Source organism: Campylobacter concisus (assembly GCF_003049065.1).
GTDB classification, from domain to species: Bacteria; Campylobacterota; Campylobacteria; order Campylobacterales; family Campylobacteraceae; genus Campylobacter_A; species Campylobacter_A concisus_BE.
In genome coordinates this window covers 175,005-190,312 of sequence record NZ_PISC01000002.1, presented here as the reverse complement: position 1 = coordinate 190,312, position 15,308 = coordinate 175,005, and the positions used below count along the sequence as shown (strand labels likewise).

Annotated in this window: 16 protein-coding genes; 15 read left to right on the top strand and 1 reads right to left on the bottom strand. The window is 40.9% G+C overall.

The window, feature by feature from the left end; all coding sequences use genetic code 11:
• Window positions 1-25: 25 nt before the first annotated feature.
• From CVS81_RS02640 to ttdB, 3 genes are read left to right on the top strand one after another with little or no spacing between them, the layout of a single operon-like run.
• A complete protein-coding gene (locus CVS81_RS02640; protein WP_234399507.1) occupies window positions 26-1,357 on the top strand; it encodes a DUF2809 domain-containing protein in 1,332 nt (443 codons plus the stop codon).
• Between the two features lie 11 nt (window positions 1,358-1,368).
• The gene (ttdA, locus tag CVS81_RS02635) at window positions 1,369-2,268 is read left to right on the top strand and encodes a L(+)-tartrate dehydratase subunit alpha (protein WP_103647070.1); all 900 of its coding nucleotides are present in this window, start codon (window positions 1,369-1,371) and stop codon (window positions 2,266-2,268) included.
• The gene (ttdB, locus tag CVS81_RS02630) at window positions 2,265-2,885 is read left to right on the top strand and encodes a L(+)-tartrate dehydratase subunit beta (RefSeq protein ID WP_103647071.1); all 621 of its coding nucleotides are present in this window, start codon (window positions 2,265-2,267) and stop codon (window positions 2,883-2,885) included. Before ttdA ends, ttdB begins: the two co-directional genes overlap by 4 nt.
• Window positions 2,886-3,035: 150 nt before the next feature.
• On the opposite strand, the gene polA is transcribed toward ttdB, so the two are convergent.
• Entirely contained in the window at window positions 3,036-5,672 is a 2,637-nt protein-coding gene (polA, locus tag CVS81_RS02625) for a DNA polymerase I (protein WP_107965001.1), read from the bottom strand.
• Window positions 5,673-5,847: 175 nt separating this feature from the next.
• Here polA and obgE point away from each other — a divergent pair, with 175 nt between their 5' ends.
• The 12 genes from obgE to atpG all read left to right on the top strand — a co-directional run bounded on the left by obgE (window position 5,848) and on the right by atpG (window position 15,306).
• On the top strand, window positions 5,848-6,906 hold the full coding sequence (gene obgE, locus CVS81_RS02620) for a GTPase ObgE (protein WP_103596185.1): 1,059 nt from the start codon (window positions 5,848-5,850) through the stop codon (window positions 6,904-6,906).
• Between the two features lie 46 nt (window positions 6,907-6,952).
• Window positions 6,953-7,288 carry a GDP-mannose dehydrogenase gene (locus CVS81_RS02615; RefSeq protein ID WP_107965000.1) on the top strand — a complete coding sequence of 112 codons (336 nt, stop codon included), beginning with the start codon at window positions 6,953-6,955 and terminating at the stop codon, window positions 7,286-7,288.
• 16 nt (window positions 7,289-7,304) lie between these two features.
• Window positions 7,305-8,210 (top strand): methionyl-tRNA formyltransferase, encoded by a 906-nt coding sequence (gene fmt / locus CVS81_RS02610; protein WP_107964999.1) that lies wholly within the window; start codon window positions 7,305-7,307, stop codon window positions 8,208-8,210.
• Between the two features lie 16 nt (window positions 8,211-8,226).
• A complete protein-coding gene (gene thiD, locus CVS81_RS02605; RefSeq protein WP_107964998.1) occupies window positions 8,227-9,015 on the top strand; it encodes a bifunctional hydroxymethylpyrimidine kinase/phosphomethylpyrimidine kinase in 789 nt (262 codons plus the stop codon).
• Between the two features lies 1 nt (window position 9,016).
• On the top strand, window positions 9,017-9,652 hold the full coding sequence (locus tag CVS81_RS02600; RefSeq protein ID WP_107964997.1) for a biotin--[acetyl-CoA-carboxylase] ligase: 636 nt from the start codon (window positions 9,017-9,019) through the stop codon (window positions 9,650-9,652).
• The gene (locus CVS81_RS02595; protein ID WP_002939402.1) at window positions 9,649-10,431 is read left to right on the top strand and encodes a ParA family protein; all 783 of its coding nucleotides are present in this window, start codon (window positions 9,649-9,651) and stop codon (window positions 10,429-10,431) included. Before CVS81_RS02600 ends, CVS81_RS02595 begins: the two co-directional genes overlap by 4 nt.
• A gap of 15 nt (window positions 10,432-10,446) precedes the next feature.
• A complete protein-coding gene (locus tag CVS81_RS02590; RefSeq protein WP_009294347.1) occupies window positions 10,447-11,307 on the top strand; it encodes a ParB/RepB/Spo0J family partition protein in 861 nt (286 codons plus the stop codon).
• Between the two features lie 95 nt (window positions 11,308-11,402).
• A complete protein-coding gene (locus CVS81_RS02585) occupies window positions 11,403-11,825 on the top strand; it encodes a FoF1 ATP synthase subunit B' (RefSeq protein ID WP_103609739.1) in 423 nt (140 codons plus the stop codon).
• A 9-nt stretch (window positions 11,826-11,834) separates the two neighbouring features.
• Window positions 11,835-12,347 (top strand): F0F1 ATP synthase subunit B, encoded by a 513-nt coding sequence (locus CVS81_RS02580; RefSeq protein ID WP_107964996.1) that lies wholly within the window; start codon window positions 11,835-11,837, stop codon window positions 12,345-12,347.
• On the top strand, window positions 12,347-12,877 hold the full coding sequence (locus CVS81_RS02575; protein WP_103578919.1) for a F0F1 ATP synthase subunit delta: 531 nt from the start codon (window positions 12,347-12,349) through the stop codon (window positions 12,875-12,877). Before CVS81_RS02580 ends, CVS81_RS02575 begins: the two co-directional genes overlap by 1 nt.
• A gap of 14 nt (window positions 12,878-12,891) precedes the next feature.
• Window positions 12,892-14,409, top strand: a complete 1,518-nt coding sequence (gene atpA, locus CVS81_RS02570) for a F0F1 ATP synthase subunit alpha (protein ID WP_009294343.1) — start codon at window positions 12,892-12,894, stop codon at window positions 14,407-14,409.
• A 9-nt stretch (window positions 14,410-14,418) separates the two neighbouring features.
• Window positions 14,419-15,306: an ATP synthase F1 subunit gamma gene (atpG, locus tag CVS81_RS02565; RefSeq protein WP_002939426.1), complete on the top strand. Its 888-nt coding sequence runs from the start codon at window positions 14,419-14,421 to the stop codon at window positions 15,304-15,306.
• Window positions 15,307-15,308: the final 2 nt, after the last annotated feature.

The following is a 15,308-nucleotide window of genomic DNA, read 5'->3' as shown; positions in this document are numbered from 1 at the left end:
TAAATAGAATTTGTAAGGGGTAAAATTGAGAGAGGATACGAAAAAAGCAATACTTTCGCCTACGGACGCATCTAGAAGTGAGTATTGTTGGGATGCTAGAATGAACTGGGCGATGACGGGTATTGCTATTTTAGCATTTGAAATTTGTATCGCAATTTACGCCAAAGACGGCTTTATACGCTACTATCTAGGCGATGTGCTAGCCGCAGCGATGCTTTATGCATTTGGGCGAGCCGCGTTCAGGCTACCGCCTAAAATTTTAGTGCTCGCGGTCTTTACTCTCTCGCTAGTTATCGAAATCACACAATATTTTAAGGTACTTGAAATTTTAGGTGTTCAAAATTACGCACTATGGATAATTTTTAGTGGAACATTTGATTGGACGGACATTATCTGCTATGCGATAGGCTGCGTTTTAACTTACGCATCTGAAAATTTCATCGGTAGTGAGCATGCGATCTATAACGAGATACGAATTTTTAGGCGTAAAAGATTACCCAAAAAATTTAATGAAATTTTGCAAAGCGGCGACGATGAGAAGGTTAAGGCGGTATTTGAAATTTACGATATAAATTCGACCGACAAAGACGGCAACACTATACTGCATATGCTACATGTAAACAAAGATATCAAGAAAAAAGATCCAAACTCGCCCTATGCGTATGCGGACGCAAATTTAATCGAATGGATTATTATACAAGGCGGCGACATAAACGCTAAAAATAAAAAGGGCGAGACGCCGCTTAGAAATTTTATGCGGTATGTATATAAAATTTTAAAACCGCATCAAAAGTTAGTAATCGTAGGCAAACAGGACTATGCCTCTAGGGAATATATAAAACAGGCGGGTGAAGTCGTTAATATCGATTTTGGAATAATGTATAATTATATATACAATCTCCTACCTGAAAAATCGCAAATTTATATTTGGCGTCACTTTGGCAAAAGGTTGGAATACCTATATGTACCCGAGTATCCAACGGATATGGAAAGATACGATCCGCAAGAATACAGCGAATTTACCTATAATTTTTGGATGAAATTCTTAAGACAAAAAGATAGCGTGCAGTATAAAATGATACATGCGGCTACTAATTTATACCGGTACTGGGACTACAACGGGGAATATGGAGGTTGGATTTTATGGGATGGTGAATATACAGATAAAGCCGCCGCCGAAATTAAAAAATATTTTAAGCTAGGCAATAGGCTCGAAGAGCTAAATGACGACGCGCTTGATAAGATGTTTTATGATCTAAGAAAGAGCTGGCATGCTGAAGATGTAGGTAAGTTTAGATATCTATTTGTGCTTTGGTTGCTTAAAAATCCAGAGCCGTTTTTCGAGGACGAAATTTAAAAGGAGAAGCGATGGATAAAGAAAAATCCATAAAAAAGATGACTGAGGTTATGGCAAAATTTGTCGGCTACACGGGCAAAGTGCTGCCTGATGACGTGACTGCGAAGCTACTTGAGCTTAGCGAGCGCGAGACGCAGCCGCTGGCAAAGGAGATCTATAAAACGATGTTTGAAAATCAGCGCCTTGCAAAGGAGCTAAACCGCCCGTCCTGTCAGGATACTGGAGTGATCCAGTTTTTCGTAAGATGTGGCGCAAATTTTCCGCTTATCGGCGAGCTTGAAGAGCTGCTACGAGAGGCGGTACTGCAAGCTACTCGCGAGGCTCCGCTTCGTCACAACAGCGTCGAGACATTTGACGAGTATAATACCGGCAAAAACGTCGGCAAGGGCACGCCGAGTGTGTTTTGGGAGATCGTGCCGCAAAGCAGTGAGTGCGAGATACACACCTATATGGCTGGTGGCGGCTGTAGCCTGCCTGGTAAAGCAACCGTGCTGATGCCTGGCATGGGCTATGAGGGTGTTGTTAAATTTGTCATGGATATAATGACAAGCTACGGCATAAACGCCTGTCCGCCGCTATTAGTGGGTGTTGGCGTAGGCACTTCGATCGACGTAGCGTCCTTGCTTTCTAAAAAGGCGCTGATGAGGCATTTGGGTTCTAAAAATCAAAACGAACGCGCTGCATTAACTGAAAAGTTGCTTGAAGATGGCATAAATAAAATCGGCCTTGGACCACAAGGTATGAGTGGTGCAAGCTCTGTGATGGGCGTGCATATAGAAAACTGCGCCCGTCACCCAAGTGTAATCGCTGTCGCCGTAAATGTGGGCTGTTGGTCGCACCGCAAAGGGCACATCGTCTGGGACGCAGATCTAAATTTCGACGTAAAATCGCACAAGGAGTTCGCGCTATGAGTAAGAAAATTTTAACCACGCCAATAAGCGCTGATGATCTTTCAAATATCAAAATCGGCGACGTCATATACCTCACGGGACACATCGTCACCTGCCGCGACGTGCCGCATAGACGCGTAGTGGAGGAGGGTAGAGAGCTGCCACTAGATATCAAAGGTGGCGCGATCTTGCATGCAGGACCAATCATCAGAAAAACAGAAGATGGCGGTAAAGAAGGCTTTGAAATGGTCTCTGTTGGACCTACAACTAGCATGAGAATGGAGAAATTTGAACGAGAATTTATCGCAAAAACTGGCGTTCGTCTAATCGTCGGTAAAGGCGGCATGGGTGAGGGCACGATGAGCGGTTGCAGGGAGTTTGGTGCTATTCACTGCGTGTTTCCAGCAGGCTGTGCGGTGGTGGCCGCAACGCAGGTTGAAGAGATAGAGAGTGCGGACTGGACGGAGCTTGGTATGCCTGAGACTCTTTGGAGGTGCCGCGTCAAGGAGTTTGGTCCGTTAATCGTCTCGATAGATGCGCATGGGAACAACCTTTTTGAACAAAATAAGGTTAAATTTAACGAGAAAAAAGACGAGGCATTGGCTGAAATTTTACCGCAGGTTGGGTTTATAAAGTAGGTAAATTTTGGCTTGATAGCTTATAAATGCGCTTTAAAATTTACACTAAAATTAAAGCGTATTGTTTATCGCAGCTTCTAAAATTTCTCTAGTTTTTGCTGTGTGCTTGGTATTAAAACCTACTGTCGCTCTTTCTAGCCAAAAATTACTTTACTTTAACTCGCCCCAGTTTTTGGCGATATTTAGCGATGTTTTAAGTGGCACATTTAACGTGTAAATTTCCTCCATCGTCTTTTGCGTCGCTCTGCCAAATTCCTGCGCAAATTCGTCTTTGACCTCGAAAATTAGCTCGTCGTGGATCTGAAGCAGCATTCTTGCATTTTCATCTAAATTTGCTCTAACTTTTACCATCGCCATCTTGACAAGGTCTGCTGCGGAGCCTTGAAAAACCGTATTTACCGCCTCACGCTCAAACATCGCTATTTGCATAGGTGTGGCACTTTTAAAGTCAAAGTAGCGCTTTCTGCCAAGTAGTGTCTGCACAAAGCCATCGTTTTTGGCTGAAATTTTTATGCTCTCTAAAAACTCTTTGATCGTCGCAAACGCCTTGAAATAGCGCTCTATATACTCTTTTGCCTCGGCTCTTGTGATATTTACTTGATTTGCCAGCTTGCTTGAGCCCATGCCATAAATGAGCCCAAAATTTATGCTCTTTGCCACGGCTCTATTTTGCCCGTCGCTGCTACCAAATATGCTAATAGCCGTCCTTGCATGGATATCCTCGTCATTTTTAAACGCCTCAAGCAGCGCAGGATCACGGCTAAAGTGAGCTAGCAGTCTAAGCTCGATCTGGCTGTAGTCAAGCCCCACAAAACTATACCCTTCGCGCGCCTCAAAGCACTCTCTGACGTCCTTTGCGAGGCTGCCGCGTGCTGGGATATTTTGTAAATTTGGATTTTTACTTGAAAGCCTGCCTGTGCTTGTGCCAGTTTGCAAAAAGCTCGTGTAAATTCGTGAGCCCTCGTCCTTTTTCGCAAGCGCTAAAAGCGGCTCGCAGTAGGTGCTTTGCAGTTTGTAAAGCTCTCTGTAAGCTAAAATTTTTTCAATCACCGGATGAGCGTCTATGAGCTCAGCTAGCACGCTCTCATCGGTGCTATATCCTGTTTTTGTCTTCTTTTTGGTTGGAAGTTTTAGATGCTCAAAAAGTATAACGCCAAGCTGTTTTACGGAGTTTATGTTGAAATTTTCGCCGCTTAGCTCGTAAATTTCACTTGTTAGCGCCTTTAGTTTGGTGTCGTTTTCAAGGATGAGCTTTTGCATCTTAGCTTCATTTATCTTGATGCCGTTTTGCTCCATGTCAAAGAGCGTGAGGATGAAAGGAAACTCGTGCGTATCGGCAAGGGCGAGTAAATTTTTATCAAGTGTGTTTAAAAAAGTTTTATAAAATTTAAGCGTTATCCAAGCGTCCTCAGCGGCGTATTTAGCGGCATTTTCTAGTGGCACATCGCCAAAAGTTTGTCCCTTTTTGACCACATCTTCAAATTTGATCGTGTCGTAGTCATAAAGCCTCTTTGCCAGCGCGTCCATGCCGACACTTGAGTTTGGATCGCTAAGCCACGCAAGTATCATCGTGTCTTTAAAATTTGCTGGGGGATTGAGCCCTAGGTTGTTTTTTACGATCTCAAAGTCGTATTTTAAATTTTGTCCGATCACGCAGCCTTTATAAATTTGCCCTACCGCCCAAGTGGCAAATTTTAGGTCTATTTGCTTTGGCGCGCCTAGGTAGTTGTGAGCCACTGGCACGTAGTAGGCGTCCTCGTCGTTAAAGCAAAAGCTAAAACCAACGATCTTTGCGCTCTTGCTATCAACGCCCGTGGTCTCAGTGTCAAAGGCGACGATAGTCTCTGGCGTGACGCTAGAGAGTAGCTTTTCGATGCTTGCCTCATCAAGTAGTAAATTTGCTCTAAAGCCAAGCTTAAATTCGGCATTTTCTTCTTTTTGCAAGCTCTTAAGAAGCCTGTTTAGATCGTACTCTTTTAAAATTTCTGAGATGTTTATCAAAGGATTTTGCTCTGGAAATTTAGACTGTTCAAGATCAAGCGAAGTGATCGCGTCATCAAATAGCGTGGCTAGTTTTTTGCTCAAAAACGCCTCGTCTCTTGCGGCTGCTAGCATATTTTTGGTGCGCTCGTTTCTAATAAGGGCTAAATTTTCATAAATTCCCTCTAAGCTGCCATACTCAGCTAAAAGCTTTTTAGCTCCCACTGCGCCGATACCTTTGACGCCCGGGATGTTATCTGAGCTGTCTCCAGCAATGGCTAGAAAGTCCCTCACCTGAGCTGGATAGACGCCATACTTTTCAAAGCAGCTAGCGCTATCGTGGTCGATCTTGCTTTGTGGGCTGTAGATGCTCACTTTGCCGTCCTCTATGAGCTGATAAAGGTCCTTATCATGCGTGACTATTCGCACAAATATATCTTTATCTTTGCAAATTTTAACCGCACTTGCGATGATGTCATCGGCCTCGTAGCCCTCACGGCTAAGGCTGTAAAGTCCCATTTTTTCTATCATATCTATGCAAACTGGCAGTTGCTCTTTTAGCTGAGCTGGTGGCTCGCTCCTGTTTGCCTTGTATTCGCCCAAAATTTCATGGCGCAGGGTCTTGCCCTTGCTATCAAGTGCGAAGATGAGGTAGTCGCTTTGGTACTCATCTTTTAGGCTCGCTATGAAATTTGCAAAGCCGCTTATCATGCCACTTGGTTTGCCCTCCCTGTTTTTAAGCCCACTCATAGCGTAGTAAAGCCGAAAAAAGAAGCCAAAAGTATCAATAATCGTAAGTGTTTTCATTCTCTATCCTTTTGCGCCATTTTATGAAATTTAGGCAAAAATTTGGCTGATTTTATAAATTTATCAGATGCTAAAAACAAAGTGAGATTTTAAACGCAAAACAAATTTTAATCATTTAAAAGATATAATCTCGCCTAAAATTCAAACTAAATAATAGATAAATTTAAGGTAAAAAATGTTTATAGATAGCGTGAAATTAACCCTAAGTTCAGGCCATGGCGGAGCTGGTGCAGTGAGCTTTCGCCGCGAAAAGCACGTCATTTTAGGCGGCCCAGACGGCGGTGATGGCGGTGATGGCGGAGATGTATATTTTGTCTGCGACAACAACACCCACACACTGGCAAACTACAAGGGCAAAAAGGCGATGAGAGCGAGCGACGGCGAGGCTGGCATGGGCAAAAGAATGACTGGCAAAAAGGGCGAGAGCCTAGAGCTCATCGTGCCACCAGGAACGGCAGTCTATGACGCGCAGACAAACGAGCTACTTTGCGACATGGTAGAGGAGGGGCAAAGGACGCTTTTTTTAAAAGGTGGCAAGGGCGGACTTGGAAATTTTCACTTTAAAAACTCTATCAACCAAGCTCCAGAATACGCTCAAAAGGGCATGCCAGAAGAGAGCGTAGAGGTCAGGCTTGAGCTAAAGCTGATAGCTGACGTGGGTCTTGTTGGCTTTCCAAATGTTGGCAAATCAACCCTCATCTCAGCCGTCTCAAACGCCAAACCACAGATAGCAAACTACGAATTTACCACGCTTACGCCAAAGCTCGGACTTGTCGAGGTCGATGAGTTTAGCGGCTTTGTCATGGCTGACATCCCTGGTATCATCGAGGGAGCAAGTGATGGACGCGGCCTTGGCGTGCAGTTTCTAAAGCACATCGAGAGAAATAAAATTTTGCTTTTTATGATAGATAGTGCAAACTACAGAAGCATGAGCGAGCAGTTTAGCGTGCTAAAAGAGGAGGTCGCTAAATTTTCAAGTGTGCTTGCTAGTAGGGACTATGCGATCGCTATCACCAGAGTCGATGCGGCTGAAAATTTAGATGAAAATATAAAAGAATTTATGAAAAGTATAAATTTAGAGCCAAAACAAGTTGGTAAATTTGTCTATAAGCAAGACCTATACAGCTTTGACGCGAAAAAACCATATTTTGTTTTGCCGATCTCTTCAGCGACAAACGAGAACATCGACGAGCTTAAATTTGCACTGCTTGAGCTACTTAAAAAAGAGCTTTGAGTTGCGAATTTTTAGTGCTTTGAACAGAGATTTTTAAGAGTATAAAATGAAGAAAGTTTTTTACATTATGCTATTTTATCTTGGTGCATATAGTTGCGAGCCAGCGGATCCGGCATATATGTTTTTAGATTTTAATGACATAGATCGTGACGGCATGCTAAATTTAGATGAGTGGAGAGCATGTAAGGCACCACCAGCGCTAAAAATAGCGCCAGATCTATGCACTAGTGATGAATTTAAAAGGCTGGATCTTGATCGTAGTGGCAAAGTTAGCGTTAATGAGCTAAGAAATTTAGTATTGCAAAAGATTAGTTGGCAGAAAGATCCATGCGCCTCTTGGCCGCCAAGCAGCAAAAACATAGATCAAAATAAAAGTCGTTGAAATTTAAAGGAAAGTGATGAATGTAGTTTTTATGGGGACGCCTGATTATGCCGTTAGGATACTTAGGCACCTAAAAGAGGCTGGCTTTAACATAAAAGCGGTCTTTACCCAGCCTGATAAGCCAGTTGGCAGAAAGCAAATTTTAACCCCAAGCGAGGTCAAAATTTACGCACAAAATGAGCTAGTAGGCGTGCCAGTCCTTACACCAAATACGCTAAAAGATGAGGCGGTGGTTGCTGAGCTAAAGGCATTTGAGCCTAAATTTATCGTGGTGGCAGCTTATGGCAAAATTTTGCCTAAGAGCGTGCTTGACGTGGCAACTTGTATAAATTTACACGCCTCGATCTTGCCAAAATATAGAGGTGCAAGCCCAATCCAAAGCGCGATCCTAGCAGGTGAGAAGCAAACTGGCGTTACAGCTATGCTGATGGATGCTGGTCTTGATACTGGCGATATGCTGGACTTCATCTACACGCCTTGCGAAAACAAGATGTCAAGCGAGCTTTTTAGTGAGCTTGGCGAGCTTGGCGGTGAGCTAATCGTAAAAGTACTTAAGAATTTTGAAAATTTAAAGCCACAAAAGCAAGACGACGCGCAGGCCTCGCACTGCAAAAAGATAAGTAAGAGCGACGGGCTTTTTAGCTTTGATGAAGAGGCGGGGCAAATTTATAATAAATTTCGTGCGCTCACACCTTGGCCAGGGATTTATCTGGCAAATGGACTAAAAATTTTATCGCTTGAGCTAAGTGAAAAAAGTGGAAAAAGCGGAGAAATTTTAAGCGTAGAAAAGGACCACGTCGTGGTAGCTTGCAAGGGTGGGGCGATCAAAATTTATGAGCTTCAAGAGCCAAGCAAAAAGCCAACAAACGCAAAAGCATATATAAATGGTAAGCGCCTTAGTGTTGGTGATGAATTAAAATAAATTTAAAGGAGCGGTTATGAAAAATGCGCTAAGTATAGCAGGGGTTGATCCAAGTGGCGGAGCTGGAGTTCTAGCTGATATAAAGGTCTTTATAGCACACGGCGTATATGCGATGGGAGCGATCACAGCGGTCACTGCTCAAAATACAAAGGGCATATTTGGCATGCAGTTAGTTGAGCCAAAACTCATCGAGGATCAGATCAAGGCGATATTTGATGATATAAGAGTTGATGTGGTAAAAATAGGCGTTGTCCCAAGCGTTGAGATCATCAAAAGCGTCGCAAAAACGCTAAGAGAGATCAAAAATTTACCGCCAGTCGTGCTTGATCCTGTTATGAGCTGTAAAAATGGCGACATCTGGCTAGAGGGTGCTGCAAAAGATGCGATCGTGGAGGAGCTTTTCCCACTTGCGAGCGTGATCACGCCAAATATCTTTGAAGCGCGCGAAATTTTAAAGCGTGAGATAAAGGGTGAGAGCGAGCTAAAAGAGGCTTGCAAGGATCTTTTGAAATTTGGCACAAAAAGCGTCTATCTAAAGTGTGGCGAACTTGACGGCAAGTCGCTTGATATATTTTATGATGGCAAAGAGTATGAAATTTTTAGCGATGAGCGCATAAAAACGACTGCTACTCACGGCTCAGGCTGCTCGCTATCAAGTGCGATCGCTTCAAATTTAGCAAATGGGCTTAGTCTAAAAGAGAGCGTGAAAAACGCGCATGATTATATCTTTAACGCTATCAAAAACGCTGTGATCATTGGCGGCGGACAAAATCCAGTAAATCACTTCTATAAATTTAAGGTGTGATTTGAAGGTTGAGTTTATCCAAAGTCTGCCTTCGACGCAGGAATTTTTGATAGAAGCCCTAAAAAACGGCGAAATAAAGCCACCACACATGATCGTAGCGCACAATCAAACTAAAGGAGTCGGCAGCCGTGGCAACAGCTGGGAGGGGCTTGGCGGAAATTTGTTTATGTCATTTTGCATAAGTGAAGATGAGCTGCCAAACGACATACCTCCGCCCTCGATCTCGATATATTTTTCTATGCTGATGCGTGAGGTCTTGAGCGAACTTGGCTCAAAGTGCTGGCTAAAATGGCCAAATGATTTTTACGTAGATGAGCGCAAAATAGGCGGTACTTTGACAAATAAAGTGGATGAAATTTACATTTGCGGCATGGGGATAAATTTAGCTAGCGCACCCGAAAACGCGGGCATTTTAGACATAAAAGCTAGCGTAGATGAGCTAGTTTGGGGTTTTGTTAGCATGCTTGATAAAAAGATTTTATGGAAGCCAATTTTTAGCAAATTTAGGATAGACTTTTGCAAGTCAAAAAGTTTTATTACGCATATTGCAAATAGAGCTGTTTCGCTTCAGGATGCTGAAATTTGCGAGGATGGAGCGATATTATTAAATGGGGAAAAGGTATATTCGTTAAGATGAGCGAGATAATAACAATAGCTAACCAAAAAGGCGGCGTTGGCAAGACTACAACGGCCGTAAATTTAGCCGCATCACTGGCGGTTGCTGAGAAAAAAGTATTATTAATAGACATCGATCCACAGGCAAACGCGACGACCGGGCTTGGTTTTAGCAGAAGCGACTACGAGTTTAACATCTATCACGTCTTAACAGATAGGAAAAAGCTCTCACAAATAGTGCTAAAAACTGAGATCCCAACGCTTTTTCTAGCTCCGTCAAATATCGGACTTGTCGGTATCGAGCAAGAATTTAACGATCAAAGCAAAGACTATAAACTAATCCTTAAAAACAAAATTTCAGAAGTTGTAGATGACTATGATTTTATCATCATCGATAGTCCTCCAGCACTTGGCAGCATCACTATAAATGCTCTTAGTGCAAGCGATAGTGTGATCATCCCGATACAGTGCGAATTTTACGCACTTGAGGGTCTGGCGCAGATCCTAAACACAGTCAAGATCATCAAAAAAACGATAAATCCAAAGCTAAATATAAAGGGCTTTTTACCGACTATGTTTAGCTCGCAAAATAATCTCTCAAAAGAGACTATTGCAAATTTAAAGCAGCATTTTGAAAATAAGCTCTTTAAAAGCAAGGATGGCAAAGAGGAATTTGTAGTCGTCCCAAGAAATGTAAAACTTGCTGAAAGCCCAAGTTTTGGCAAGCCAGTGATACTTTATGATATAAAATCACCAGGCTCGATCGCATATCAAAATTTGGCATATTGTATTTTAAACTAAAAAATAAGGAAAAAAATGGCGAAAAAAGGTGGATTAGGGCGCGGACTTAGCGCGATACTTGAAGATGTAGAGCAGGCCTACAGCAAAGAGATCGCAAATTTAAACGACTCTGAGATAGTCGAAGAGATAAATATAGATGAAATTTTACCAAACCCTTACCAGCCAAGGACACATTTTGACGAAGAGGCTTTAAAAGAGCTAAGTGCTAGCATCAAAAGACACGGGCTTATACAACCAATAATCGTCATCAAAAAAGATGACGGTTACATGCTAATAGCTGGTGAGCGTAGATACCGCGCTACAAAGATGCTTGGAGCAAGCAAGATAAAGGCGATCATCGCTGATATCAAGTCTCAAAATTTAAGAGAGCTTGCGCTTATCGAAAACATACAACGTGAAAATTTAAATCCAATCGAACTTGCAAAGTCATATAAAGAGCTCATAAATGAGTATAAGATCACACAAGATGGCCTAGCAAACATCATCCATAAGAGCAGAACCCAGATAACAAATACAATGAGGCTCTTACTGCTTAGTGACTACACACAAAGACTTTTACAAGAAGACAAGCTCACGCAAGGCCATGCTAAAGTCATCGTAGGCCTTAGTAGCGAAGAAGAAAGAATGGTCGTCGATACGATTATCGGGCAAAAACTAAGTGTTAGAGATACAGAAATCCTAGTAAAAAAGATAAAGAATAAAGAAGAAGTAAAAGAGCCAAAGCCTCAAATTTCAGAAGAAATGAGCAAAAAATTATCAAATTTACAAGAAATTTTTAAAAATTTAAAGATAAAAACAAAAGTAAAATCTAAAAATTTAATATTAGAATTTAGCGATATTTCACAGGTAGAAGAATTTATCGCTAAGCTAAAATAGAATTACAAATTTATTTTTATTTTTAGTATTTTATTGTAAAATCAGACTTTGATTTGAATATTAAATAAAACTTAATAACAAAATAAGGAGAGTGGATGTTAGAAATAGATGTGCCATTGATGCTTTTAACGGCTATCGTTCTCTTTGTCTTGATCGCCATTTTAAATCCTTTGCTATACAAGCCAATGCTTAAATTTATAGATGACAGAAATGCCTCTATAAAAAATGACGAAGAGAGCACTAGCAAAAATGCAAGCGACTTAAGCGTTCATGAAAAAGAGATCGAAGAGATCATACAAAATGCAAGATCTGAGGCTAACAAAATAAGACAAGAGGCCTTAAATTTGGCAAAAGAAGAGTCTTTAAAAGAGATAAATGCAATAAAAAGTAGTTTAGAGGCTGATTATAATGAGTTTTTAAACGCTTTAAGCTCTCAAAAAGATAGCCTAAAGGCAGATCTATCAGCTAAACTACCTGAGCTTAGAGCAGCTTTAAATGCTAAGCTCTCTAAAATTTAAAGGAAATTTATGAAGATAAAAATTTTATTTTTTCTAGCACTTCCATTTCTAGCATACGCTAGCGAGCATGGTGGAACAAACTACGACATAGTCGAGAGAACGCTAAACTTCTTACTTTTCTTTGCTATTTTGGTATATTTTGCTGCTAAGCCACTAAAAGCTCTTTATCAAAGCAGGATCGATAGGATCGCAAATAAGCTTGAGAGCATTCAAGAGAAGCTTCGTGAGTCAAAAGCTAAAAAAGATGACGTTTTAAAGCGTGTAGAAGAGGCTAAACAAAATGCAAATGCTCTAATCGAAACTGCGAAAAAAGAGGCTGTAAATTTAGCTGCTAAAGTTAAAAAAGAGGCTCAAAACGATATCACAAATATCGAAAAAGGCTACAAAGAGCAAAAAGAATTTGAAGAGCGCAAGATGACAAAAGGCGTTGTAAATGAAATTTTGAGCGACATTTTCTCAAGTGATAGCCTAAAAGTCGATCAAAAAGAGCTTGTAAATATCATACTTAAAAAGGTTAGCTAATGAATGAAGTAGTAGCTAAAAAATACGTAAAAGCGATCTTAAGCGACGTAAAGTCCAATGAACTTAATGCATTTGTTGAAAATTTATCAGAACTAGCTGCTGCTTTTGCTAGCGATAAATTTAAAAGCATTATAAGTTTGCCGACATTAAAGGCTTCACAAAAGGTTGAATTTGTACTATCTTTGGTTAAAAATCAAGATGTTAAATTTGCAAATTTTATAAAGCTTCTTGGTGCAAACAAAAGACTAGAGCTTATACCTGCGATACTAGATGAGATGAAGATAGAGCAATCTTTACTTGAAAATACATATCGCGGCGAGGTTGTTGGAAATTTTGATCTAAGCGCTGAGCAGCTAAAAGCTTTGGAAGAGAATTTCTCTAAGAAATTTAACTCTAAGATCAAGCTTGATGGCTCAAAGAGCGATTACAACGGTGTAAAAGTTGAGTTAGACGATTTAGGTGTCGAGGTAAATTTCTCTATCGACAGACTAAAAAGTCAAATGAGTGAATATATATTAAAAGCAATTTAAAAAGGAGTGAAAGCGTGAGTGCAAAAATTAAAGCTGACGAAATTAGCACGATAATCAAAGAGCGTATTGAAAATTTTGATTTAAGTGTTGATGTAGAAGAGACCGGTAAAGTCATCTCAGTCGCTGATGGCGTTGCTAACGTTTATGGTTTGAAAAACGTTATGGCTGGTGAGATGGTTGAGTTTGAAAGCGGCGAAAAGGGTATGGCTCTTAACCTTGAAGAGAGCAGTGTTGGTATAGTTATCCTTGGAAAAACTAGTGGTATTACAGAAGGAAGCTCTGTAAAAAGACTAAAAAAACTTCTACGTGTGCCAGTTGGCGACGCATTGATTGGCCGTGTTGTAAATTCACTCGGTGAGCCAATCGACGCAAAAGGACCAATCGAAGCTACTGAATCTCGCTTCGTCGAAGAAAAAGCAAAAGGTATCATGGCAAGAAAAAGCGTTCATGAGCCACTTCAAACAGGTATCAAAGCTATCGATGCACTTGTGCCAATCGGTAGAGGTCAAAGAGAGCTAATCATCGGCGACCGCCAAACTGGTAAAACAACAGTTGCTATCGATACTATCATCAACCAAAAAGGTCAAGATGTCATTTGTATCTATGTAGCTATCGGTCAAAAACAATCAACCGTTGCCCAAGTCGTTAAAAAGCTTGAAGAATACGGCGCTATGGACTACACAATAGTTGTAAATGCTGGTGCTAGTGACGCAGCTGCGCTTCAATACCTTGCCCCATACGCTGGCGTAACAATGGGTGAATACTTTAGAGATAACTCTCGCCACGCGTTAATCATTTATGATGACTTGTCAAAACATGCGGTTGCTTACCGTGAGATGTCTTTGATCTTAAGAAGACCACCAGGTCGTGAAGCTTACCCAGGTGACGTTTTCTACCTTCACTCAAGACTTCTAGAAAGAGCAAGTAAGCTAAATGACGCACTAGGCGCTGGATCTTTGACAGCTCTACCTATTATCGAGACTCAAGCGGGCGACGTTTCAGCTTATATTCCAACAAACGTTATTTCTATTACAGATGGTCAAATTTTCCTTGAGAGTGACCTATTTAACTCAGGTATCCGCCCAGCGATCAACGTTGGTCTTTCTGTATCTCGTGTCGGTGGTGCAGCTCAGATAAAAGCTATCAAGCAAGTTTCTGGTACGTTAAGACTAGACCTTGCTCAGTACCGCGAACTACAAGCATTTGCTCAGTTTGCAAGTGACCTTGATGAGAGCTCAAGAAAACAACTAGAGCGCGGCCAAAAGATGGTTGAAGTACTAAAACAACCTCCATATTCTCCGCTTCCAGTTGAGAATCAAGTAGTTATCATATTTGCTGGTGCTAAGGGCTATTTAGATGATGTTGCAACTGCAAATGTAACAAAATTTGAAGCTGAGTTATATCCATATATCGAGGCAAAATACCCTGAAATTTTTGAGCAAATCAGAACTAAAAAAGTTCTTGATAAAGAAGTAGAAGAAATTTTACATAAAGCGTTGAAAGATTTTAAAGCGACTTTTGCCGCTAACTAGGGCTAAGATATGTCAAATTTAAAAGATATAAAACGAAAGATCAAGAGCGTCCAAAACACTCAAAAGACGACGCGTGCGATGAAGCTTGTCTCTACAGCAAAGCTTCGCAAAGCTGAAGAGGCTGCACGCTACTCTAGAGTTTACGCACTTAAGATCAATGAGGTTTTATCAGAGATAGCTTATAAGATCAATCAATACGCTTCAGTTATGACTGAGAGTAAATTTTTTAACACAACAAAGAGTGTAGAAAAGGTTGATATTATATTTGTTACCGCTGATAAAGGGCTTTGCGGTGGCTTTAATGTCCAGACTATAAAGACAGTTAGGCGCATGATCGATGAGCTAAAAGCTAAAAAGATCAAAGTTAGACTAAGAGCTGTTGGTAAAAAAGGCATAGAATTTTTCAATTTCCAAGGCGTTGAACTACTTGAGACTTACGTCGGAGCTAGCTCTTCTCCTACATATGAAAAAGCTCAAAAGATCATAAAAGACGCTATTGATGACTTTACAAACGGCATAACAGATAAGGTTGTGCTAATACACAATGGCTATAAAAATATGATTTCTCAAGAGATTAGAGTAAATGATATTGTGCCTATTGAGCCGTCTAAGATAGTTGCGGTTGAGACAAATTCTTTGATGGAATTTGAGCCAGAGGACAACTATACTAAGATTATGGATGAATTGCTCAATAAATATTTTGAGTATAGTATGTATTATGCTTTAGTTGACTCTTTGGCGGCTGAGCACAGCGCTAGAATGCAAGCTATGGATAATGCAACAAACAATGCTAAACAACGCGTCAAACAGTTAAATCTTGCTTACAACAAAGCAAGACAAGAGTCTATTACCACTGAGCTTATCGAGATCATCAGTGGTGTTGAATCAATGAAATAAAA